A 22572-nucleotide genomic window follows, 5' to 3' on the forward strand; every position below is an offset into this window, starting at 1 on the left:
CAATGGATGCTTTAAGCTATTTCGCTACCTCATGGGTATCGCCTGAATTATTTGGACTCACAGCATTAGGGACATTTTTAGGGATTTATATTGGTGCCATTCCAGGCCTTTCTGTGACCATGGCCGTCTCCATTCTTATCTCTTTTACCTTTTCATGGGAAGTGAATAACGCCCTTTGCCTAATGGTCGGTGTATACATGGGTGGCGTGTACGGGGGCTCCCGAACCGCGATTTTGCTGAATATTCCAGGCGCCCCTTCTGCTATTGCAACCGCACTGGATGGCTATCCGCTCGCTCAGAAAGGTCTGGCTGGTGAAGCCATTGGTTTATCGACTGTCATGTCAGTTATCGGTGGTTTTGTTGGCATCATTGTGCTTGCCCTTGCTGCACCAACGGTCAGTAAGTTTGCCATCACCTTCCAGCCTCGGGATTATATGATGCTGGGTATTCTCGGCATCACCTTGGTTGGCTCACTATCTGGCGGCAGCTTAGCCAAGGGGATTTTTGCCGGCGCACTTGGCCTGTTGGTCGGTACCGTTGGCCTTGATCCGATGACCGCACAAGAGCGTTTTACTTTTGGCGATGTGAACCTATGGAATGGTATCAATCCTGTAGCGGTAATGATCGGCATGTTTGGTGTAGGTGAAGCACTGCATCAACTGCACTATATGGACAAGACAGTGGTCAAACAAAAAATTAACCGTATCCTGCCAAAGTTATCAGACCTTAAAAAGTACTTACCCTTGAGCTTACAAAGCTCTCTGTTAGGGGTCATTATTGGTGCTTTGCCTGGCACGGGCGGTGATATTGCCGCATTAATGGCCTATGACCATGCAAAACGCATTACTAAAAACCCCAAAGTGCCCTTTGGGGAAGGAGCAAAAGAGGGATTAATCGCGCCGGAATCGGCAAACAACGCCGCCGTCGGTGGGGCCTATATTCCCATGCTGACATTAGGTATCCCAGGAGATGCCGTAACGGCGGTCTTTATCGGCGCCCTATTTATCCATGGTTTAAACCCCGGCCCGTTATTGTTGACTGAACAGCCCCATATGTTTTGGTTCACCGTGGGCAATTTAACCCTATCGAATATCTTCGTACTGATCTTTGGCCTAACAGGCATTAAGATTTTTTCTAAGATCGTCGAGTGCCCAAAAGGTATTTTAATTCCGATTATTTTTTTACTGTCGATCGTTGGGTCTTACGCCATCAACAACTCGATTGTCGATATCTGGTGGATGCTGGCCTTCGGTATATTAGGCTACTTTATGCGCCTTTACCGTTTCCCTGTTGGCCCAGTGATTCTAGGGGTAATTTTGAGTTCATTAACCGATCAGAACTGGCGGCGCGCCATCTTAAGTGAGCGTGGTGATTTGGGGCCATTTTTTGCTCATATTTTCACAAGCCCATTGTCTACTGTTCTTTTCTTAGCCATTGTCTGGATTTTCTTCACGCAAACACCGATTTGGACAAAAATGCTCAAACCAAGGTTATTCCGTAAAAAATCATCAACCTGATTATCGGCTATTTGGACGTACCCGCACTTATATTCAGAACCACTAGTGCAAGGTACGTCCAACCATTCACCGCGTAAACAGACAAGCGTCTTCTCAAACTTGCTTCAACTTATGGACCAGCCCTTGGATGCCCAACACATACCCCTGCACTCCCATGCCAACGACAATGCCTGCAGCCACGGAAGAAATATAAGAATGATGACGAAATGCTTCCCGAGCATGCACATTGGATATATGCACTTCAATCACAGGTACCTCTGCGCCTTTAATTGCATCATGCAAGGCAATGGAAGTATGAGTATAAGCACCAGGATTAAACACGACGCCTAGCATCTCGCCTTCTTTAATGCGTCGTCCCGCCTCATGAATATAGTCAATCAAAATCCCTTCATGATTCGATTGACGAAAATCGATGTCATGACCTAATACGCTCGCCGCATCTCGACACATGACTTCCACATCAGTCAAGGTTTCATAGCCATATTGCGCTGGTTCACGGCTACCTAGTAGATTCAAGTTTGGCCCGTTCAACACCATGATGGTCGACATCGCTGTTACTCCCAATAAATTAAACAAAATAACGTAAGATAATACTTAATGTGAAAAAGGAAGCCACCGTCGTGATCAATAAAGTACTGGAGCAAAAGCTGCGTTCACCGTATTTATCGCCAATAATAGGATAAATACTAAACATAGGGACGGCAGAAAAGACAATCACGGAGGCTTTTAATTCGCTTGGTAAATTCGGGGTCAACAATAGCAACATCATCACGACAAATGGAAAAAAGATCAATTTCCCCGTTGCCACCAAGGCAATTTGCTTAAGATTTCCTTTGACCAACACTCCAACCAACGAACCGCCGATAACAATCAACGCCACAGGCGCGGAGGCAAGTGCCAGCATATCCAACCCACGGGACAAAAATACTGGCAAAGAAAAACCAATCGATGAACCAATCAATCCGGCACACACCGATAAAATAATGGGATGCGAAATCACCCGCTTAAGAATGGGTAACACAATACGACCACCGCCCGTGCTGTTTTTGCCATACATCGCTTCAACAAAACTCAGCCCAAATGGCATCAAGATGATGTTTTCCACCATAACACTCATCGTAAAGGCTTGTGTCGGCGGATGGTGGAAAAATTGCAATAATACAGGAAAGCCAATAAAGGCACTGTTTGGCATGGTCGCCCCCAAGCCCCTTACCCCCGATGCGACCCAGTTATCCTTAAAGAACCAACGACAGACAAAAATAGTGGTGGTTAGCGTGATCAAACCACCCGCCGCGTACACTGCCATATAACCAATATTAATGGATTTCGCCAGATCCATATGCAATATCTTAGTGAACATCAACGCCGGTAGTGCCAAGTACAAAACAAAGCGACTCAAGCCAGGCAGCGACATGGCGGGCAATAACCCAAAACGCACCACAAGATAGCCAAGCAAAATCAAAAAGAAAATTGGCGCAGTAATGTTTAACACAGCTTCCATAATCCACACTCCTTATAGGCAGGTGGCGCAATCATAAGGGCAAGCATAATAACCAACTTTTCACCTGCTTGATAAGAAGACTGTGGTGATGGTCTGATTGTTAAGCTCTTTAAATTAACTCGCTGGTGACATTGAAGGTTTCTCTAAACTGATGCCATACGGGCATCACATCCGTCACCTTTATACCAGTGAAGATTTCAAATGCATCAATTCCTTGGTAAAAAAACAAATCAAAGCCCGAAACAATTTTTAATCCCTTGCTATGAGCTTCGACTAAAAACTCAGTATCCATTGGTGTATAAACCGCGTCAAATGCCCATTTTTGCCCACCAATGGCGTTAGCCTCAAGCGGCAATCCCGGTGTCTTATGGTGACCAACTGGCGTACAGTTCACCAAGCCATCCACTTGCGCTGCGGCCCTAGAAGCGTCCTCTATAGCGACATAACGTGCTTTATATCCAGCCTCATGAAGCGCCTTAACCAAAGAGCAGGCACTTTCTTCACTTAAATCGGTCACCAGCAATTCCGTCGCCCCCACATCAAACAAGGCAAAGCCAATTGCTCGCCCGACGCCTCCGGCACCAATCATCAACACTTGGCCTGCTGGCAGCGCTCCTAAACGTCCTTGATAACCGCGAATAAACCCAGTGTAATCGGTGTTAAAAGCGCATACCCTGCCATCTTTTAGTAATAAAGTGTTGCTCGCGCCTACTTTTCTTACCGCCTCATTGACTTCGTCGGCACTATCGATGGCAATTTGCTTGTAAGGAAAGGTCACATTGGTTCCGACAAAGCCCTTCCCTTGAATCTCAGCCAGTTTTGCTCGAAAGGATTCTGCGGTACTGTCTTCAGGCACCTGTAATTGATAATCAACCGGTAGCTGGTGCAATTCCCCCAGCATCATGTGTAAGGAGGGAGCACGAGAAGCGGCAATGGCTTGCCCGATGAGACCAAGATTTATCATATATTTACCTTAATAAAGCGATTCTATAAACAGAAAGCAAGCGACTCTCTAACCATCGGTAACAATAGTAAAATCATATACTAAGCAGTGCAGGTGAATCATGAAAATTTCGGTATCGTTAAGAATCAAAAACTTATCGTTACGATAACTACCTGATGTAAGGTCATTTATCTTTGTGTACCTTTGCTATTCATTTTTGATATAGTAATTGCATCTAGTCTTGATAGCCTGTGATGAATGTATGGAAATGCCTATACCAAACTTACGACACTTACGTGTCTTCCTGGCGGTGACCGAGTACAAAAGTATCACACGTGCTTCTGATTACATTTTTTTATCCCAACCTGCGATAACCCAAGCCATCGCGAAACTTGAGAGTCAACTGGGGGCCGCGTTATTCGAGCGTCACTCTGATGGCATGTATCCAACGGATTGTGGCAAAGTTTGGAATGATCGAGTGTCAAGAGCCGTGGATCACATACTCATGGCTCTAATTGATATCGCAAAAGAAAACAATATCAAAGAAGCCGATCCAAAGCACATGCTGGCCCTTATTAGCACAACCCAATTGAAAGCACTGGTTGCCGTTTGCGAAGCACAAAACTTTAGTATTGCCAGCCGCAATCTAGGCGTCTCCCAATCTTCCGTGCACCGGGCCGCACGAGATTTAGAACGACTGCTAACGGTTATTTTATTTGAGAGAAACAGCCTAGGCATCCATGCCACCCGATCCGCACGTCATCTATCTAAAGCAAGTAAACTGGCGTTTAGTGAGTTGCGTCAGGGAATATACGAAATCAACACCATACAGTGTCGAGATGTCAGCACCATTGCCGTTGGTAGCATGCCATTAGCACGCACCACCATCTTGCCAAAATCCATTTTGCGTTTTAATGAGCGTCACCCAGATGTGAATGTCAATATTACCGAAGGCCCCTATAATGACCTACTTCACCATCTTCGTCAGGGTGACATCGATATGATTTTGGGAGCACTGCGTTACCCGCTTCCCGCCGACGATGTGGTTCAAGAAGAGCTATGGTCACCACCGCTGTCCATTATTGCCAAACAAAATCATCCATTATTTCGTCGTGACAACCAAGTCACGGCCGAGGAATTGGCTCAGTATGCTTGGGTGGTTCCGGCACAAGGCACCCCCACAAGGCAAGCGTTTGAACACATTTTTCAAGATGCGAATGTGGCCCTCCCCACTCATTTTGTGGAATCCAGTTCGCAGATTCTAACCCGCGAAGTACTGCTCGAAAGTGACCGATTAACGCTTATTTCTGCCCATCAGATGGAGCGAGAAATCAATATCGGCTTATTAAAAATCATCCCCTATCCGCTAGAACATACACGCCGCCCCATTGGCCTTTGTCTTAGAAAAAACTGGCTTCCCACGACAACTCAGTCACATTTTTTAAGCATGTTGAGAGATGTCTGCGAAGCATTCCGCTAATGTCATCCACTTATGCATTGCAAAAATTGAATACCTCATGCGGTTATTTGATTATCCCAGCACAACGCTGAATGTTAAATTGGTTAGGATAAGCAAAAGAGACGGAGTTTTACTCTGAAATCATTGCCTGATAGCGCAAGCAAAGTCAGACAAAGCAAAAAACTAACGAAACAGCGGATCTCCAAATCGTCTCTTTTTTAATATACGGAGACCTTTACACGATTGTTTCAAATCACAATATAACGACTCGCAAGTCAGGAGTAGAATATGAGAATTTGTATCGCAGGTGCTTCCGGTGCTTTTGGCATGAAACACATGGACGCCATCGCTGCCATAGAAGGATCTGAAGTCGTTTCTGTCGTCGGTACGAAAATCGACGCCATCAAAGCCTTCGCCGAAGAGCGTGGTGTCCCTCACTACACAACCGACTTAGCAGAAAGCTTGGCCAGAGAGGATGTCGACGCAGTCATTTTAGCCACACCAACCCAATTACACGCTTCACAAACCATTCAATGTTTGGAAGCAGGCAAACACGTCATGTCCGAAATCCCCATGGCAGACAGCATTGAAGACGCTCGCAAAGTGGTTGAAGCACAGAAAAAATCCGGTCTTGTTGCCATGGCGGGACACACTCGCCGCTTTAATCCGTCTCATCAGTGGATTCGTAACAAAATCGACGCTGGCGAATTAAATGTCCAACAAATGGATGTACAAACCTATTTCTTCCGTCGTTCTAACAAAAATGCCTTAGGTAAAGAGCGCTCTTGGACTGACCATCTTTTGTGGCACCATGCTTGCCATACTGTGGATTTATTCCAATATCAAACAGGCGAAACCGCCAGCAAAGTACAAGCATTGCAAGGTCCAATCCATCCTAAGCTTGGCATTGCCATGGACATGAGCATTGGCATGAAAGTACCTAATGGCGCCATTTGTACCCTGTCTTTATCTTTCAACAATGATGGGCCATTTGGTACCTTCTTCCGTTATATTTGTGATAATGGTACCTATATCGCCCGTTACGATGATCTCTTTGATGGTAATGATAATAAGATCGACCTAAGCGGCGTCGCCGTTTCCAACAACGGCATCGAGCTGCAAGATCGTGAATTTATCTCTGCTATTGAAGAAGGCCGCGCCCCTAATGCGTGCGTCACCCAAGCCATCGAGGCCATGGAAACCCTTTATCGTCTTGAAAAATGCCTTGAAGAGTAAGGATAAAGTGCGTTTTTACAACAGGGAGCCGTCGCTCCCTGTTTTCATTTGTATACTAAAGCGCTAGATTAAAACCTCGTAGGTCGCGCGACTCGTCAAAAACAAAGAGGTAAAGAATGTCGAAGCATCCACACTTAATGAACCCAAGCATTGGCTTAGGTTGTATGAATCTTTCCCACGGTTATGGAACATCACTACCAGAAGAAGACGGTATAAAAGCCCTGCAAGCAGCCTTTGAAATGGGTTATCGCCACTTTGATACCGCCACGCTGTACGGTGGTGGAAAAAATGAAATGCTTGTAGGCAAAGCCTTAAAGGATCGCCGAGATGAGTTTTTCCTTGCCAGCAAATGCGGTATGGCCAGTGTAGACGGTAAACGTGCTATCAATGGTCGCCCTGACGTTCTTCGCAAACAATGTGAAGAGAGCCTAAAGCGCCTACAAACTGAGCACATCGACCTATACTACCTACATCGTTTAGATCCTAATGTCCCTGTTGAAGAAAGCGTTGGCGCACTTGGTGATTTGGTTAAAGAAGGAAAAATTGGTGGTATTGGCTTATCCGAAGTGTCCGCTAAAACCATAGAAAAAGCCCATAAAGAGCACCCACTCACGGCCGTTCAGACAGAATACTCTCTTTGGTCTCGTAACGCAGAGATCGCCGTTCTGGATACCACGAAAACCCTCGATATTGTTTTCGTTGCCTTTAGCCCTCTGGCTCGTGGTTACTTATGTGGCGAGCTTACCGACATCTCGCAACTGGTAGAAAACGACATTCGCACCAAGATGCCTCGTTTCAGCCCCGAAAACTACCCAAAAAACATCGAACTATTGCAAGATTTTCTTGCCATGGCGAAAGACATTGGCTGTACACCTGCCCAACTCGCCCTTGCGTGGACTTGCATGAAAGACGAACACATTATTCCGATTCCAGGTACCCGCTTTGCTCATCATATGCAAGATAACTTTGATGCGGGCAGCATTAATCTGGACAGTAAACAAATGCAACAGCTTGATGAAATGATTAACCAAAATACCGTGTTTGGCCCTCGTTATAGCCCAGCCCTGCAAGCGGATATCGATACAGAAGAATTCGCTACCCAATAATTACCCCTCCCTAGCCCTCCCCTTAAAAAGGGGAGGGAACGTTTAAGATCCTCTCCCTGTCAAAGGGGTTGACCACTACACCTCCCCCTCATTGAGGGGGAGGTTGGGAGGGGGTCTGGGTCTGTAATCTAAACAATCTCAATAAGCGTTTCGCCAGGAGTAACACGGTCACCTTTTTTGACATGCACCGCTTTCACTGTCCCAGCCACATTGGCATGAACTTCGGTTTCCATTTTCATGGCTTCGGTGACCAGCACCGCTTGCCCGGCAGTTACCGTATCCCCTTCCGCCACCAGCACATCAATGATGTTACCCGGCATGGCCGCGCTGACATGGCCTGGCTCTGTGGCTTTCGAACGACCACTGCTGCCTTCTGAAACATACTCATTCAACGACTCAAACACCACTTCTTCTGGCATGCCATCAAGAGAAAGGTACAGTTTGCGCTTACCTACCCCAAAGTCACCCACGCCAGTAATCGCCACATCGTAGACTTCACCGTGAACGTCGATTTTAAATTCCGTGGCAAGCCCACCAGACGATGCCGCATTGCCCGCCTGTTCTGGCGGTAGAAGCACTTCGGGCTGCAATGTGCCATCGGCCCGTTGCTCTAAGAATTCACGCCCCAGTTCTGGGAACATGGCAAACGTTAGTACATCCTCTTCATTTTTTGCCAAATCACCAATCTTTTTGCGTAACTTATACAACTCAGGCGCTAACGCATCCGCTGGACGAGCTTCGTTAACTTGCTCATTACCCACGGCCTTTTTCTGAACACTCGCATTCACTGGTGCTGGGGGCTTACCATAGCCGCCTAGCAAATACCGTTTCACTTCATTCGTGATGGTTTTATAGCGCTGTCCTGCCAGGATATTGTAGACCGCTTGAGTCCCTACAATTTGCGACGTCGGAGTCACCAAAGGTGGAAAGCCAAGATCTTCCCGCACCCGAGGAATTTCATTAAAGACATCACGAATTTTATCTAATGCATTCTGCTCTTTTAGCTGGTTCGCTAAGTTAGACATCATGCCGCCTGGTACTTGGTTGATCTGCACAGACACGTCTTCACGGGTAAATTCGCTTTCAAACTGGTGGTACTTTTTCCGAACTTCACGGAAATAGTCAGCAATCTCTGACAGTAAAACAAGATCCAACCCAGTGTCGTAATCCGTGCCTTTCAACGCAGCAACTTGGGATTCTGTGGCTGGGTGGCTGGTGCCGCCCGCAAAAGAAGAAATGGCCGTGTCAATTCGGTCTGCCCCTGCTTCCACTGCTTTTAACTGGCACAAAGGCGCTAGGCCTGACGTTGAATGGCTGTGTACAACCAGTGGCAGATCGACTGCGTCTTTAATCGCTTTAACCAATTCGTAAGTCGCATAAGGCGTCAACAAGCCAGCCATGTCTTTAATCGCAATGGAATCCGCCCCCATCCCTTGCATGGCTTTAGCTTGTTCAACAAACAGTGCCGAAGTATGTACCGGGCTGGTCGTATAACAAATAGTCCCTTGTGCATGTTTACCGGCTTTTTTGACCGCTTTCATGGCCGTTTCAATATTGCGTAAATCATTAAGCGCATCAAAAACACGAAATACATCAATGCCATTGTCCGCTGATTTTTGCACAAAGGCTTCGACCACATCATCGGCGTAATGACGGTAACCTAGTAGGTTTTGTCCTCTTAGCAACATTTGTAAGCGAGTATTTGGCAGTGCTGCCCGTAACTGACGCAGACGCTCCCATGGGTCTTCTTTTAAAAATCGCACACACGCATCAAAGGTCGCCCCACCCCAAACTTCTAAAGACCAAAAGCCCACTTGATCAAGCTTTTCACAAATTGGCAGCATGTCTTCTGTGCGCATGCGAGTGGCAATGAGAGATTGGTGTGCATCACGCAGCGTGACGTCAGTGACTTCGATTTTTGTTTTTTTTACTTGACTCATTTTCCTTCCTCCTGCGGATTATCGACCAACGTGTGCAGCAATGGCAGCGGCTAATACCAGTGCAATGTCGCTAGGGTGACGTTTAACGGAATAATTTAGTAACTCTGGATGAGCTGGCACAAAGCCTGTATTAAACTGGCCTTTGACAAAATCTGGGTGCTTGAGTATTTCTTGATAATAATTTGACGTGGTTTTAATCCCGTGCAGACGCATATCGTCTATCGCACGGCGACCACGGGCAATCATTTCCTCCCAAGTGAGCGCCCAAACCACCAACTTCAAACACATGGAATCAAAGTAAGGGGGGATTTCATAACCGGTATAAATCGCCGTATCCACGCGCACCCCTGGACCACCTGGCGCATAGTAGTGGGTAATACGCCCAAAGCTTGGCAAAAAATCATTTTTAGGATCTTCTGCATTGATGCGAAATTGCATCGCAAAACCTCGGAAATGAATGTCTTCTTGGCGAAAACTCAAGGGCAATCCAGCGGCAATCCGTAACTGCTCACGAACAATATCCACTCCTGTAATTTGCTCGGTAATGGTATGCTCCACCTGCACTCGGGTGTTCATTTCCATAAAGTAGACTTCGTTACCCGATAGCAAAAACTCAACCGTTCCCGCGTTTTCGTAACCCACCGCTTTGGCGGCTTTGACGGCGAGATTACCGATATACTGGCGCTGCTCTGGGGTAAGTTGTGGACTGGGAGCAATCTCAATCAATTTTTGATTGCGTCGTTGGATGGAACAGTCACGTTCAAAAAGGTGGATCACATTGCCTTGGGAGTCGGCTAGAATTTGCACTTCAATATGACAAGGGTCGACAATGCATTTTTCTAAAAAGACTTCAGCCGATCCAAACGCTTTAGTGGCTTCTGAAATCACTCGTGGGTATTGGCTTTTTAGTTCTTCAGGCGTATCACAACGACGAATGCCTCGACCGCCCCCTCCCGATGTCGCCTTAATCATAACCGGATAACCGATTTTACCCGCTAAGGATAAAGCCTCCTCTAAATCGGCAAGATTACCCTCTGAGCCAGGGGTAATCGGAATTCCAGCGGCGCGCATACTATCACGGGCTTGAGTTTTATCGCCCATTTTATGAATGACACTGGATTTTGGTCCAATAAAGATAATGCCCTTTTGTTCACACAACTGCGCAAAGTGAGCATTTTCAGACAAAAAGCCATAACCTGGGTGGATGGCATCACAGCCTGTTTCGACGGCTAAATTGACAAGTCGTAATGGGTCTAAATACCCCGCTAGTGGATCATCCCCTAGAGAGTAAGACTCATCAGCGCGCTTAGCATGCAGAGCATAACGATCTGGCTCAGTAAAAATCGCCACTGAGCGAATACCTGCCTCTGAACACGCACGTATTATGCGAACCGCTATTTCTCCACGGTTGGCAATCAACACTTTCTTCAACATGGATCACTCCTTTCTTGTTATATGTGATCTGAGTAAAACGTTGTGGGCGAAACCAAGACGAGTCTAGATTCAGCAAACAGAGTCACCGTGCAAAGGCCTCTGAATGACTAGCCTACTCAAAGAATAACCAAAGTAAAAATTGATATTTCAGGCATTATCTATAAGGTATACGTGATAGATAACAATAAAATGGGAGCAAGCATGTCATCCAATGTCCATTATCTCGCCAGTCGACTCACCTTTAGACAGCTGCAAGTTTTCAAGTGCGTCTATGAGCTGAACAGTTATAGCCGTGCTGGGGACATGCTTGGTTTAAGCCAACCGGCAGTCAGTAACCAAATTCGACAATTAGAACAGGTCATTGAACAACCGCTATTTGAATACGTAGGTCGCCAGTTATACAGTACTGCCATCGCCAAACGCTTGGCACAATGCACCCTTTCTGTGTTTGATGAAGTTGAACGTTTTCAAAACGATCTGATGAACGATACGGGATTAGTCTCTGGGGAACTAAAGTTAGTCGCGGTAACCACCTCCCAATACATCGTCCCACACTTATTACGTGCCTATACCAGCCTTCATCCTAACGTGACGGTTTCATTGAAAGTGGTCAATCGAACCGAGGCCATTGCGCGCTTCGAAAAAAATCGCGACGAATTGACCATTATGGGCATGGTACCTAACGATAAGCCCATGTTGAGCTTGCCTTTTTTGGACAATGAGCTAGTACCCGTTGCCCCACCTAACCACCCCTTGTTGCAAGAAAAAGAAATCACGCTGGCAAAGTTTTTAGAACACACCCTATTACTGCGGGAAACCGGCTCAGGCAGCCGTTTAGCATTGGAATTACATTGTCAAAAGCAACGCGTTCGCTTTACCCATCAAATGGAAATGGGTTCCAACGAAGCCATTAAACATGCGGTAATGGCAGGCTTAGGTGTCGCGGTTTTGCCTCGCTTTGGAATACTGGCCGAGTTAAAGCTGAAAAGTTTAGTAGAATTACCCATGAAGGATTTCCCGCTGCGTCGGTCTTGGTGTTTAGTCAGCCCACAAGGGCAACATCCAACCCCCACCATGCGGTCTTTTATTGACTACGTACAGCAGAATATAGGACAGTTTGAGCAGATGTTTAAACGCAAGATAACTCTCGATTGAGCAGCTGTTTTTTACGCTCGATTCCCCAACGATAGCCACCAAGATTTCCGCCTTTACGCACAATGCGATGGCACGGAATCAACACCGCCAGACGATTTGCACCACAAGCATTAGCAACTGCCCTGGTCGCATTGGGGCGGCCGACTCGTTCAGCTAACTCACTATAGGTTTGTGTTTCCCCGTAAGGAATGGTTTGTAAGGCTTGCCATACTTGTCTTTGGAACACGGTCCCTTGGAGATCTAAAGGTAAATGCTGGATTGAACTATCTCTTAAGTTTCCCTTCTCATTAAAGTAATCCAGAAGACAATCAAACCAAGCGGAATACGGCTCGATGGCAGAGCCTTCTTTATACTGTCCAACCTTTTTCAATACTGCCTTCGGCATAGTAAGATGCAGCTCCTGCTGCAAAGCAGACATATCATCAGCAAAACTCACATTGCGTAATCCCTGATCACTTGCTAATAATAAACAGTGGCCCAAGGATGTTTGTTCGATCACATAGAACAATTGCTCTTCTTTGACAGTCATGGTTCGCATTTGCAACCTCACGTTAACTTGTTACGCATCACCTTGCCACAGGATTATACAGCATTCATAACATTACCCGTCTCAGCGAAGCTATAAGATTGGATTTTTAAACGATAGCCACAAAACCAATCTTTTTTCCCGTTTCACGCGTATCAGTGAAGAGAGAAAAATCTCTTTACACTTCTCCATCACACTAATAACAAATGTCCTACGTTAGTTAACTGAAAAAAAGGTCGAAACACGTAAACTGAATGTAGGAAATAGCCTACAAGACGCAGTACAGCCATGCAAACTTAAAGAAGGTGATACTATGATGTTCAATAGCAAGAGCAAACAACAAAAACAGGAAGCACTCTTTGAAACACAGAGAATCGCCGCTGAAGGTTCGGCATTTTTGGATGCTATGAGCCGATACTGCGCGACAATTAGTTTCGCTCCAGATGGCACCATACTCAATGCGAACGACCTTTTTCTTAAGTCTGTAGGCTATAGTTTGGATGAAATTGTCGGCAAGAAACACGCCATGTTCTGTACCCAAAAATTCACAACAAGCCCCGAATACAAAGAGTTTTGGGAAAAACTGAATAGTGGAAAAAGCCATCAGAGCACCTTTAAGCGACTCACCAAAGGAGGCCAAACAATCTGGCTAGAGGCCACTTACTTTCCCGTCACAGTCGATGGCCAGGTCACAAAAGTGGTGAAAATTGCCACTGATGTAACACAAAAGAAAAATGAAGCAGATGATCAAAAGGCGATTATAAGTTCCTTGAATGTTTCCTCCGCTTTGATTGAGTTCACGACAGATGGCACCATATTAACCGCCAATGACAACTTTCTTAGAACCATGGGGTATTCACTACATGAGATCGAAGGTAAAAAGCACCGCATCTTTTGTAACGATAAATTTTATGACACCCACCCCAATTTTTGGTCATCTTTGTCACAGGGCCATTTTAACTCGGGCCAATTCGAGCGCATTAACAAACAAGGACAATCTGTTTGGTTAGAAGCGACTTATAACCCCGTTTTTGATGACGATGGGAATGTGACTAAGGTGATTAAAATTGCGACCGACATTACCGACAGAGTCAACGAGCAGATGGCCATACAACATGCGGCCGAAGTCGCTCACGCAACGTCGGTAGAAACGGCTCAAGTCTCAGAGAATGGTGCGAAAATACTCAAACGCACTGTTGATACATCCAACCAAATTATTAAGGATGTCGACACCTCGACAGAGCTAATTGAGCAGCTAAACAAGCAATCCGAAAGTATTGCTAAAATTGTCACCACCATTGGTTCGATTGCCGACCAGACCAACTTATTGGCTCTTAACGCAGCCATTGAGGCGGCTCGAGCAGGAGAGCATGGCAGGGGCTTTGCGGTAGTGGCTGATGAAGTGCGGACACTAGCGTCTCGGACCAGTAAATCGACGGTAGAAATCGAAGAGATGGTGGCACAAAACAGCGTCCTGACTCGCCAAGCCAAAGCAAGCATGAGTGAAGTGAATGGTCGTTCAGAAGAAAACGCTCAACTGATTAACGAAGCGGCGGGGATTATCGATGAAATCCTCAAAGGGGCAGAACATGTATCCAGTACTGTTAGCCGATTGCTCGATACATCACGGTAGTTGTGACTTTACGGCTTCACACTCGCCAACGAAAAAACACGCTAAAAAAAGATGCGATAAGCCTATCCGACCTATCGCATCTTGCTTCATTGTGCTTTTAATCGCACTTTCATCATGCTTGCTTATATTAGAAGAAGAACCTATTTACTAGGCATCTCGTGCTCTAATAAAAGCACGCCGGATCCGGTATTGGATATTGGGGCATGGTAATTTCTGTGAAGCTCGGTGACTTTACCTCGTAGCGCTCCGCGCATGGCAATCCACATATTGAGCTCAACGGTTTGCGCACCACCAATCTCAACCAACTCCAGATTACTATACTTGGTTAACGACTCTGGGTCACTGACCAGCTTGTCCATACACTCAAGATCAAACTCTCGATTGATGATCCCTGCTCGCTCTCCATCTAACTGATGAGACAAACCACCCGTACCAAATATGGCAACAGTGATGTCCTCATCATAAGATTCAATGGCTTTACCAATGGCTTTACCTAATTCAAAACAGCGCCACGGCTGCGGCATCGGATGTTGCTCACAGTTGATACACACAGGAATCACTTTCACATGCCCATAATTATTACCTGGCCACATCAGGCTCAAAGGAACAGTCAGACCGTGATCAACCTTCATTTCTTGGCAGATCGTCATATCAAAACCGTCTTCTACTAGACTATTAGCAATGTGCCAAGATAATTCTGATTCACCTGTCACCGGTGGGATGGTCGCAATGCCCCACCCTTCGTCAGAATTATGGTATTCATCCGCCACACCAATGGCAAACGTCGGCTTTTTGTCGATAAAAAACTCAAGACCGTGATCGTTATAAAACAAGACAATCACATCCGGTTGCTTTTCGTTTAACCACTTACGTACAGGTGGATAACCATCAAAAAAAGGTTTCCAATAGGGCGTATCTTCTTGCTTATTTGCCATTGCATTGGCAATGGCAGGAATATGAGAGGTGGTCACTGCGCCAATAATATTTGCCATTATGCTTCTCCTGAGCCATTTTTAACCAGCAATGCCTTAAACTCATCCAAACTTAGCCCCGTTTGAATGGCCCCGATGTCTTGCATATTCAGCTTAAGAAGACCAGCAAACTTCGCCACGTAATAAATACTACCACCTTCTTGAAGCAAACCAATAATATCGCGATCATGAATGGCTTTGATCTGTTTTTCAGTCAAACCAAACTTGGCACAGTAAGCATCTGGGTCTTTATTAAACTCATCACGCGCCGCTTGCTCATTAAAGGAGTAGCACATTTTGTTCAGCCCGTAGCCCTTCTTGGCCATTTTCCCATCAAACAGGTAAGTTCCTGGGACAGGCTGAGTTGGATCTTTTTCTGCCATGATATTCACACCTCTTGTTATTCTGTTATCTGCTTTATCAATCCATACCATAAAGCACGTCTTACTCACCCCTGGGAATCATTCCGCCCAATAAAGCGCCATTGGATTGTCCACTAACAAGGCCTGTTGCAGTTCTTTAGTGGGCGCTATGTGCGGAATTACATCCACCAAATGCCCGTCGTTCGGCGCTTCTACTTTCATATTTGGGTGAGGCCAATCGGTTCCCCATAACACACGGTTTGGAAATTTCTCTACCAAGGTACGGGCGAATGGGTAAACATCAGAATAGTCCGGTGCATGCTGTGTTAAACGCTCAGGACAGCTCACCTTACACCAAACATTATCGTTGTCTGCCATGAAGTTCACAAAACGCTGGAAATCCGGATGATCCACACCATTAGCGACTTTTGGCGTCCCCATATGATCGACTACGATGGTGGTATTTAACGCTTTTAAGAAAGGAATCAGCTCCTCAAGATCCGCCGCTTCAAAGTAGACAACAATATGCCAACCTAAAGGTCGGATTTTGTCAGCAATCGCAAAGAAAACCTCTTTAGGTGTACTGTCTACTAAGCGTTTTACAAAATTAAAACGCACGCCGCGAACACCTGCTTCATGCATCTCTTTCAGCTCTGCCTCAGTAATGCTGTCATCCACAAACGCGACGCCTCGTGCCAACTCTCCAGCCGAATTAAGCGCATCAATCAAGGCAGAGTTATCCGTACTATGGCAAGATGCCTGAACAATTACATTTCGAGAAAAGCCTAAATGGTCACGTAACGCGAACAATTGCTCTTTTGATGCATCACACGGGGTATATTTGCGTTTTGGGTGGTAAGGAAATTTATCCGCTGGACCAAACACGTGACAATGGGCGTCTACCGAACCTTCAGGCACACGAAAGTTCGGCTTACTTGGGTTAGGATGAAAAGGAATGTAATCTTTGTCCATCATGATCTGTTACCTATTTTAATATTTGTTTAAGGCTGTTCATTACAGGGCGCCATTCTTTATAAACCGTTATCATGGGCAAACACCTGCCCATCGAACAATTTTCTGGCTGTGCGTAAAATCGCAGCAGAGCTCACTTCGCCATTGTCTTTTTGGTTTAAAATCACGGTCATAGCACCAATCGGATGCTCCACATCCAAGGACATAGTCGGTCCTGTCTCATAGCTCACCACATCATTCGCTGGAGCGCCTTTTAGCACAGCAGCAGTGGCGACGCTCACCGCGCCAAGGACGCCAATCGACGCATGACAGCGATGAGGGATAAATGTCCGAGTAGAAATCGCGCCCCCATTCATTGGCGCGCTGACCATTGTCATCTTCGGCACCGATTTGTCTTTTACATCGCCTAAATTCATCATTGGACCCACTTGTAAGCGAATCGATTCGAGTTTAGCGCGCAGCGCTTCGTTCGCTTCCAGCTCTTCCCGTGTTTCACTTCCAGTAATCCCCATATCCGAGGCGCGCATCACCACAACGGGCATACCGTTATCAATGCAGGTGACTTCAATACCATCGATAACATCGACCACATTGCCAGTCGGTAATAACGCCCCACAGCTAGAACCTGCCGTATCATTAAAGGTAATAGGCACAGCGGCAGAAAAACCGGGTACACCATCAATTCTCGCACGACCTTGGTAGCATACTTTTCCTTCTTTCACTGACACTTGTGCCGTCGCGACCTGCCCTGTGTTTTCCATAAAGATACGTACTGTCGTTTCACCTTCTTGAGGAGCAACTAAGCCTCGTTCAATGGCAAATGGCCCAACCCCAGCAAGCAGGTTGCCACAGTTTTGTGCATCTGTGACGATGGCCTGATCAACAAAGACTTGCAAGAACAGGTAATCCACATCCGCATCATCACGCTGGGACGGTTTCACTACCGCCACTTTAGAGGCAAGTGGATCCGCACCTCCCATACCATCAATCTGACGATCATCCGGCGACCCCATCATCCGCAATAAAAACTGGTCGCGAGCGTCGGTTTCTTCAGGTAAATCCGAGGCTAAAAAATAGCCGCCTTTTGACGTGCCGCCACGCATCCACATACAAGGTGCGCTGTCTATGAGGTTGGCTTCCTTAGACATATTTCAAACCCTTTTCTTTTAAGCGAGGACGCATTTCATAAATATCCAATCCCAGCTCGCCATTGGCCATACGCACACGCTTAGCTTCTTCATTTGCCACACGCTTACGTGCCAGCTCTAGCACTTGCGCAGCGCTTTCACGTCGCACCACGACCACGCCATCATCGTCTGCAACAATCACATCGCCAGGGTTTACCAAGGCATCAGCGCAGACCATAGGCACGTTGACAGAGCCAACGGTTTCTTTGATCGTCCCTTCTGAAAAGATCGCCTTGGACCAAACGGGAAACTTCATTTGGCGCAAGTCTCTCGTGTCACGAACTCCGCCTTCAATGATCAAGCCCACCACACCACGTGATTGTGCAGACGTCGCTAATAGATCACCAAAAAAACCGTGATTAGACGGCGACGTTGGCGCAAACACCATGATGTCACCTTTTTGGCATTGCTCAATCGCAACGTGCATCATCCAGTTATCCCCTGCTGCACCAGAAATCGTCACGGCAGACCCAGCCACTGACACATCCTGTTGAATAGGACGCATATAATGGGCTAACAACCCCACACGCCCTTGTGCTTCATGAACTGTCGCCACGCCGCATTCTGCCAAACCGTCAATCACTTCTTGGTCTGCACGCTCAATATGCTGCACTACAATATTATTCCGCATGATCTTCTCCTCATCTGCTCGGATTACGATGACTAGCCATTAATTGCTAAACGGCTATAGACGCGACGCGCATTGCCTTCAAAAATTTCTTGTTTCTGTGCCGCACTCAGCACAGTGTTGTTATCAATATAACGCTTAGTATCGTCGTAATAATGACCACTTTCTGGGTCAATACCACGTACTGCACCGATCATCTCCGAAGCGAACAGAATATTTTTCGTTGGAATGATGTCTAACAAAAGGTCGATACCACGTTGATGGTACACACAGGTATCAAAATAGATGTTATTCAATACACGTTCCGCCAGATCAAACCCTTTATCCTGTGCCATACCACGGAAGCGTCCCCAGTGGTAAGGCACCGCACCACCACCATGTGGAATAATGATTTTTAGATCTGGAAAATCCTTGAAAACATCCGACATCATCAGCTGTTGAAAGCCTGTGGTATCCGCACCCAAATAGTGAGAACCAGTAGTATGGAAACAATCATTACAAGCAGCACTGACGTGGATCATGGCTGGAATGCCATATTCACACATTTTTTCGTAGATAGGATAAAAGGAACGATCTGCTAAGGATTTGTCTTGCCAATAACCGCCGCTTGGGTCTGGGTTCAAGTTGATGCCAATAAAGCCCATTTGCTCTACCGTACGCACAATTTCACCAACCGACTTAGCAGGATCCACCCCTGGGGATTGTGGTAATTGTGCCACTGGCGCAAAGTTGTCAGGAAACAGATCACAAACACGACGAATTAAATCGTTCTGGTGCTCAGTCCAATATTGACTGGTGTATTCATTGCCAATGTGATGGCCCATCCAGCTAGCACGCGGTGAAAAAATCGTCAGATCTGTGCCACGCTCTTTTTGCAAGCGAAGCTGATTATTAATGATACTCTCACGGATCTCATCGTCAGAGACGACTACCTTACCCTTTTCGCCAACAAAAGCCGGATCTTTCGCAACTTGCTCTTTTTGCTTATCTCGATAAGCACCAACGCCTGGTGGTGTGGTGGTGTAGTGTCCATGGCAATCTATAATCATGCTACTCTTCTCTTTTCTTATATTAAGATAACAAGCATTGATACACGGTGAAGAAAGCATACTTTCAGCCGTTTAAACCAATGCATCACTTAACAAAGAGTATTTCGCTCTGGAGCCCCTTTGGCTATTTCAATTTGAACACAACGGTATTGCATTTTGATATAGTGTTAACTTGCGTTTTTCTAATACTGAGCTGGCTACACTACACATGGGGCCTACTAAAAGTCACTGCACTTCCCAACAATCAGGCATAAAAAAACCGCTTACTCATGAAGCGGTTTTTCCAATCCTTTGAATGATATAGGCACACTTATCGCCTCTAACAGTACTCGCTTATAACTGAGACAGCACGTACTCAGCGGAGCTGACTTTATACTCACCTGGCTCATCCAACCAAAGCTGTTGCACAATACCGTTGTCGACTAACATGGCATAACGACGACTGCGAATCCCCATTTTTGCGGGTGAAATATCCAATTCTAAGCCCATTGAGCAAGTCAACTCGGCCAACCCATCTGCTGCCATCACCAAATACTCAGCATTGTTCGCTTTTCCCCAAGCATTCATGACAAACACATCGTTTACGGAAAGACAAACAATCTCATCAATACCTTTTTCTTTTATTGCCTCATAATGCACCACATAACCTGGCAAATGACTAGCGCTACAGGTTGGAGTAAACGCGCCAGGGACAGCAAACATCAGGACTCTTTTTCCAGAGAAAAACTCTGTCACATCTATATTCTCTGGACCTTCTTGGCCCATTACTTGGAACTGGCCATGGGGTAACATATCACCGACTTGAATTGCCATGCTTTTCTCCACAAAGAATTAACGAACGCTATCCTACAACAAATAAATAGCAAAACGTATTACACCATATCAGCAAAATCTTTCCACTGTTTGGCAAATGACAAAAACCAGCCGCGAAGTCGAATTACGGCTACACTTTAAACTGAGCCAACAACTGCTTGGTGTTAGACGATAAATCAAACAATTGCTCACTGTCTTTCTCACTTAAGTCCGCACTCTTCGTCGCCTCATCAGACATTGCTGAGATTTCATGCACGCTCTTATTAATGTCTTGTGCGACTAATGATTGCTGCTCTGCGGCCGTCGCAATTTGCGTACTCAAATCTCGCACTTCTACCATCCGTGTTTGCAAGGTATCCAATGCTTCACCAACTGTTCGCGTCTCTTTTACGCTGGAATAGGCCTTATCCTTGCTTTCTTGCATGGCGGCCACCGTTTTCGATACCCCACCTTGCAGCAAATTAATAACGCTTTGGATCTCCTCCGTTGAGGCGTGTGTGCGATTCGCCAAAGAGCGCACCTCATCTGCCACAACAGCAAAACCTCGACCTTGCTCTCCCGCTCGCGCGGCCTCAATAGCAGCATTCAGTGCTAATAAGTTGGTTTGCTCAGCAATGTCTTGAATCACCTCTAAAATCTTTCCAATGTTTTTTGAGTGCTCATCCAACTCATTAACCACACTTTCGGACGACTCCAATTGCGCCACCAGCTGCTCAACTTCATGAATATTTGAGCTCATTTTGCTGCGACTTTCGACCGCCAGTGTATCCACTTCTTGCACTTGGTTTAGGGTAATTTCGGCATTTTTTGCGACATCCTGAACCGTCGCCAGCATTTCTGTCATCGCTGTGGCTATGCTGGAGGAGCGATCACTCTGTGTATTCATCAGTGTCTTCGTTTCGCCTGCAAGGCGAACATTTCTCTCTGCCGAGTCTGCCACATCGTTTGACGCCTTATTAACATCTTGCATCACACTTTGAAGCTTCGTTACCAATTGGTTAACCCAACGAGATAACTCCCCAAACTCATCCTTACTCGCTACCTGACAGCGTTGCGTAAAGTCTCCATCGGTGATTTTCCCTAGTACCAACATAACACTTGCCAACGGCTTACGAATACTACGGCTGACCCATAGAGTGATCAGAACCGCTATCAACACCGACACTAACACAACGATGGCCATAAACACTTTAGAGTAGTAAGCCGCCTGCTTAGCCGAGTTTTTCGCTTCTTCACGGAGCTGTTCCGTCATTTCAACCGTTTGTTTCGATAAACTACTGATCGCATCCATCTTGTCCACCAGCTTACTGGCAATACTTTCAGACTGTTGATCCAAACGGATGAAGTTATAATAATTCTCCACAACACTGTTGTCGCCCAGCACCTCTTGCTTCACTTGCTTAACGGAATCGCTACTATCACTGTCATCCAAATAAGTAAGGTTCTGCCCCATGCTAGAAAAGTTTTTCGCCATCGTTTGTTTCAGTCCAAGCATGTCCTTTAGATTGGTTGAATCAAAATAATCACTCATAGTCGCCTTTAGACTTTCAAACTGATCGACCAAATAAGAGGCGGCAAACCCTTTTTGTTCATTCGGGTGATTCTTTTTTATTGTATTCAGGTTATCAATCAAATAGGAAAGGTCATCTTTTAAATCAAATTTGCCATCCGGAATTTTCGCCTGCAATTTCAACATACGTTCGTGATTTTTAAACGCCATATCAGTGAACTGATAAAAGGCAGTTACTTCCACTTTTGATTGTTTTAATAGTTTGGCTAACTTGGGATAGCCTTGTACTTGTTCAGAAGTGTTGTTAAATAGCGTTTGAATTTTTTTCTTACTGTCTTCAAACGACGTTTTTAGTTGCTTTAATGTCTTAGGTGAACGACTCAGCAAATATTGCAAAACCGTGGTATCCGCTTTAGCGAGATTTTGGTTTATTTGATTGCTTATTTTATTAATATTAGCCGTATTGCCTGTTGCTTTTTCTAGCCCATTCTCAACCTTTTCCAACCCTATAAAACCCGCCGTGGCAACAATTAATAGTAGGACTAGCAATCCACCAAAGCCTACCAAGATCCTTTGAATAACAGATAACGACATAATTGACCTCTAAGCATTTATATGGATGCGTCATTT

Annotated in this window: 20 protein-coding genes; 6 read left to right on the plus strand and 14 right to left on the minus strand. The window is 45.8% G+C overall.

Going from position 1 to position 22572, the window contains the following annotated elements:
* The first annotated feature begins 2 nt into the window (after positions 1-2).
* Positions 3-1517, plus strand: a complete 1515-nt coding sequence (locus tag AC0VYG_RS20290; RefSeq protein ID WP_475429700.1) for a tripartite tricarboxylate transporter permease — start codon at positions 3-5, stop codon at positions 1515-1517.
* A gap of 93 nt (positions 1518-1610) precedes the next feature.
* Here the strand turns inward: AC0VYG_RS20290 and aroQ are convergent, their stop codons facing one another.
* From aroQ to AC0VYG_RS20305, 3 genes are all read right to left on the minus strand, one after another.
* Complete coding sequence (gene aroQ / locus AC0VYG_RS20295; protein WP_475429701.1) at positions 1611-2066, minus strand: type II 3-dehydroquinate dehydratase; 456 nt, start codon at positions 2064-2066, stop codon at positions 1611-1613.
* Positions 2067-2085: 19 nt separating this feature from the next.
* Entirely contained in the window at positions 2086-3018 is a 933-nt protein-coding gene (locus AC0VYG_RS20300) for an AEC family transporter (RefSeq protein ID WP_475429702.1), read from the minus strand.
* 109 nt (positions 3019-3127) lie between these two features.
* Positions 3128-3982, minus strand: coding sequence for a shikimate dehydrogenase family protein (locus tag AC0VYG_RS20305; RefSeq protein WP_475429703.1), 855 nt, complete (start codon positions 3980-3982; stop codon positions 3128-3130).
* 241 nt (positions 3983-4223) lie between these two features.
* Between AC0VYG_RS20305 and AC0VYG_RS20310 the strand changes: the two genes are divergently transcribed.
* The 3 genes from AC0VYG_RS20310 to AC0VYG_RS20320 all read left to right on the plus strand — a co-directional run bounded on the left by AC0VYG_RS20310 (position 4224) and on the right by AC0VYG_RS20320 (position 7762).
* A complete protein-coding gene (locus AC0VYG_RS20310) occupies positions 4224-5441 on the plus strand; it encodes a LysR family transcriptional regulator (RefSeq protein ID WP_475429704.1) in 1218 nt (405 codons plus the stop codon).
* A 267-nt stretch (positions 5442-5708) separates the two neighbouring features.
* Positions 5709-6656 carry a Gfo/Idh/MocA family oxidoreductase gene (locus tag AC0VYG_RS20315; protein ID WP_067019142.1) on the plus strand — a complete coding sequence of 316 codons (948 nt, stop codon included), beginning with the start codon at positions 5709-5711 and terminating at the stop codon, positions 6654-6656.
* 116 nt (positions 6657-6772) lie between these two features.
* Positions 6773-7762 carry an aldo/keto reductase gene (locus AC0VYG_RS20320; RefSeq protein ID WP_475429705.1) on the plus strand — a complete coding sequence of 330 codons (990 nt, stop codon included), beginning with the start codon at positions 6773-6775 and terminating at the stop codon, positions 7760-7762.
* 128 nt (positions 7763-7890) lie between these two features.
* On the opposite strand, the gene oadA is transcribed toward AC0VYG_RS20320, so the two are convergent.
* Positions 7891-9702, minus strand: a complete 1812-nt coding sequence (gene oadA, locus AC0VYG_RS20325) for a sodium-extruding oxaloacetate decarboxylase subunit alpha (protein ID WP_475429706.1) — start codon at positions 9700-9702, stop codon at positions 7891-7893.
* Between the two features lie 18 nt (positions 9703-9720).
* A complete protein-coding gene (locus AC0VYG_RS20330) occupies positions 9721-11136 on the minus strand; it encodes an acetyl-CoA carboxylase biotin carboxylase subunit (RefSeq protein ID WP_475429707.1) in 1416 nt (471 codons plus the stop codon).
* A gap of 201 nt (positions 11137-11337) precedes the next feature.
* Here AC0VYG_RS20330 and AC0VYG_RS20335 point away from each other — a divergent pair, with 201 nt between their 5' ends.
* Positions 11338-12291, plus strand: a complete 954-nt coding sequence (locus tag AC0VYG_RS20335; RefSeq protein WP_475429708.1) for a LysR family transcriptional regulator — start codon at positions 11338-11340, stop codon at positions 12289-12291.
* On the opposite strand, the gene AC0VYG_RS20340 is transcribed toward AC0VYG_RS20335, so the two are convergent.
* Positions 12266-12829, minus strand: coding sequence for a methylated-DNA--[protein]-cysteine S-methyltransferase (locus AC0VYG_RS20340; RefSeq protein WP_475429709.1), 564 nt, complete (start codon positions 12827-12829; stop codon positions 12266-12268). The genes AC0VYG_RS20335 and AC0VYG_RS20340 overlap by 26 nt on opposite strands.
* 301 nt (positions 12830-13130) lie before the next feature.
* On the opposite strand from AC0VYG_RS20340, the gene AC0VYG_RS20345 reads away from it, so the two are divergent.
* Positions 13131-14450: a methyl-accepting chemotaxis protein gene (locus tag AC0VYG_RS20345; RefSeq protein WP_475429710.1), complete on the plus strand. Its 1320-nt coding sequence runs from the start codon at positions 13131-13133 to the stop codon at positions 14448-14450.
* 140 nt (positions 14451-14590) lie between these two features.
* On the opposite strand, the gene AC0VYG_RS20350 is transcribed toward AC0VYG_RS20345, so the two are convergent.
* From AC0VYG_RS20350 to AC0VYG_RS20385, 8 genes are all read right to left on the minus strand, one after another.
* The gene (locus AC0VYG_RS20350; protein ID WP_475429711.1) at positions 14591-15442 is read right to left on the minus strand and encodes a class III extradiol dioxygenase family protein; all 852 of its coding nucleotides are present in this window, start codon (positions 15440-15442) and stop codon (positions 14591-14593) included.
* Positions 15442-15804, minus strand: a complete 363-nt coding sequence (locus AC0VYG_RS20355) for a protocatechuate 4,5-dioxygenase subunit alpha (RefSeq protein WP_475429712.1) — start codon at positions 15802-15804, stop codon at positions 15442-15444. Before AC0VYG_RS20355 ends, AC0VYG_RS20350 begins: the two co-directional genes overlap by 1 nt.
* A 78-nt stretch (positions 15805-15882) precedes the next feature.
* Positions 15883-16758 carry an amidohydrolase family protein gene (locus AC0VYG_RS20360; protein WP_475429713.1) on the minus strand — a complete coding sequence of 292 codons (876 nt, stop codon included), beginning with the start codon at positions 16756-16758 and terminating at the stop codon, positions 15883-15885.
* Between the two features lie 56 nt (positions 16759-16814).
* Positions 16815-17903 (minus strand): 4-oxalomesaconate tautomerase, encoded by a 1089-nt coding sequence (locus AC0VYG_RS20365; RefSeq protein WP_475429714.1) that lies wholly within the window; start codon positions 17901-17903, stop codon positions 16815-16817.
* Entirely contained in the window at positions 17896-18573 is a 678-nt protein-coding gene (locus AC0VYG_RS20370) for a 4-carboxy-4-hydroxy-2-oxoadipate aldolase/oxaloacetate decarboxylase (RefSeq protein ID WP_475429715.1), read from the minus strand. The genes AC0VYG_RS20365 and AC0VYG_RS20370 overlap by 8 nt, the downstream gene beginning before the upstream one ends.
* Before the next feature lie 32 nt (positions 18574-18605).
* Positions 18606-19619, minus strand: coding sequence for an amidohydrolase family protein (locus AC0VYG_RS20375; RefSeq protein WP_475429716.1), 1014 nt, complete (start codon positions 19617-19619; stop codon positions 18606-18608).
* Between the two features lie 333 nt (positions 19620-19952).
* Positions 19953-20432, minus strand: coding sequence for a redoxin family protein (locus AC0VYG_RS20380; RefSeq protein WP_475429717.1), 480 nt, complete (start codon positions 20430-20432; stop codon positions 19953-19955).
* Positions 20433-20562: 130 nt separating this feature from the next.
* The gene (locus AC0VYG_RS20385; protein ID WP_475429718.1) at positions 20563-22536 is read right to left on the minus strand and encodes a methyl-accepting chemotaxis protein; all 1974 of its coding nucleotides are present in this window, start codon (positions 22534-22536) and stop codon (positions 20563-20565) included.
* Positions 22537-22572: the final 36 nt, after the last annotated feature.

The sequence above is a fragment of the Marinomonas sp. 63XJN7_7_ISO-PGPR-S23-202 genome (assembly GCF_056173505.1).

What these genes read in the sequence shown, in the direction of transcription:
- AC0VYG_RS20290 (WP_475429700.1), top strand. Translation starts at nt 3, where the DNA reads ATGGATGCTTTAAGCTATTTCGCTACCTCATGGGTATCGCCTGAATTA.
- aroQ (WP_475429701.1), bottom strand. Translation starts at nt 2,066, where the DNA reads ATGTCGACCATCATGGTGTTGAACGGGCCAAACTTGAATCTACTAGGT.
- AC0VYG_RS20300 (WP_475429702.1), bottom strand. Translation starts at nt 3,018, where the DNA reads ATGGAAGCTGTGTTAAACATTACTGCGCCAATTTTCTTTTTGATTTTG.
- AC0VYG_RS20305 (WP_475429703.1), bottom strand. Translation starts at nt 3,982, where the DNA reads ATGATAAATCTTGGTCTCATCGGGCAAGCCATTGCCGCTTCTCGTGCT.
- AC0VYG_RS20310 (WP_475429704.1), top strand. Translation starts at nt 4,224, where the DNA reads ATGGAAATGCCTATACCAAACTTACGACACTTACGTGTCTTCCTGGCG.
- AC0VYG_RS20315 (WP_067019142.1), top strand. Translation starts at nt 5,709, where the DNA reads ATGAGAATTTGTATCGCAGGTGCTTCCGGTGCTTTTGGCATGAAACAC.
- AC0VYG_RS20320 (WP_475429705.1), top strand. Translation starts at nt 6,773, where the DNA reads ATGTCGAAGCATCCACACTTAATGAACCCAAGCATTGGCTTAGGTTGT.
- oadA (WP_475429706.1), bottom strand. Translation starts at nt 9,702, where the DNA reads ATGAGTCAAGTAAAAAAAACAAAAATCGAAGTCACTGACGTCACGCTG.
- AC0VYG_RS20330 (WP_475429707.1), bottom strand. Translation starts at nt 11,136, where the DNA reads ATGTTGAAGAAAGTGTTGATTGCCAACCGTGGAGAAATAGCGGTTCGC.
- AC0VYG_RS20335 (WP_475429708.1), top strand. Translation starts at nt 11,338, where the DNA reads ATGTCATCCAATGTCCATTATCTCGCCAGTCGACTCACCTTTAGACAG.
- AC0VYG_RS20340 (WP_475429709.1), bottom strand. Translation starts at nt 12,829, where the DNA reads ATGCGAACCATGACTGTCAAAGAAGAGCAATTGTTCTATGTGATCGAA.
- AC0VYG_RS20345 (WP_475429710.1), top strand. Translation starts at nt 13,131, where the DNA reads ATGATGTTCAATAGCAAGAGCAAACAACAAAAACAGGAAGCACTCTTT.
- AC0VYG_RS20350 (WP_475429711.1), bottom strand. Translation starts at nt 15,442, where the DNA reads ATGGCAAATATTATTGGCGCAGTGACCACCTCTCATATTCCTGCCATT.
- AC0VYG_RS20355 (WP_475429712.1), bottom strand. Translation starts at nt 15,804, where the DNA reads ATGGCAGAAAAAGATCCAACTCAGCCTGTCCCAGGAACTTACCTGTTT.
- AC0VYG_RS20360 (WP_475429713.1), bottom strand. Translation starts at nt 16,758, where the DNA reads ATGATGGACAAAGATTACATTCCTTTTCATCCTAACCCAAGTAAGCCG.
- AC0VYG_RS20365 (WP_475429714.1), bottom strand. Translation starts at nt 17,903, where the DNA reads ATGTCTAAGGAAGCCAACCTCATAGACAGCGCACCTTGTATGTGGATG.
- AC0VYG_RS20370 (WP_475429715.1), bottom strand. Translation starts at nt 18,573, where the DNA reads ATGCGGAATAATATTGTAGTGCAGCATATTGAGCGTGCAGACCAAGAA.
- AC0VYG_RS20375 (WP_475429716.1), bottom strand. Translation starts at nt 19,619, where the DNA reads ATGATTATAGATTGCCATGGACACTACACCACCACACCACCAGGCGTT.
- AC0VYG_RS20380 (WP_475429717.1), bottom strand. Translation starts at nt 20,432, where the DNA reads ATGGCAATTCAAGTCGGTGATATGTTACCCCATGGCCAGTTCCAAGTA.
- AC0VYG_RS20385 (WP_475429718.1), bottom strand. Translation starts at nt 22,536, where the DNA reads ATGTCGTTATCTGTTATTCAAAGGATCTTGGTAGGCTTTGGTGGATTG.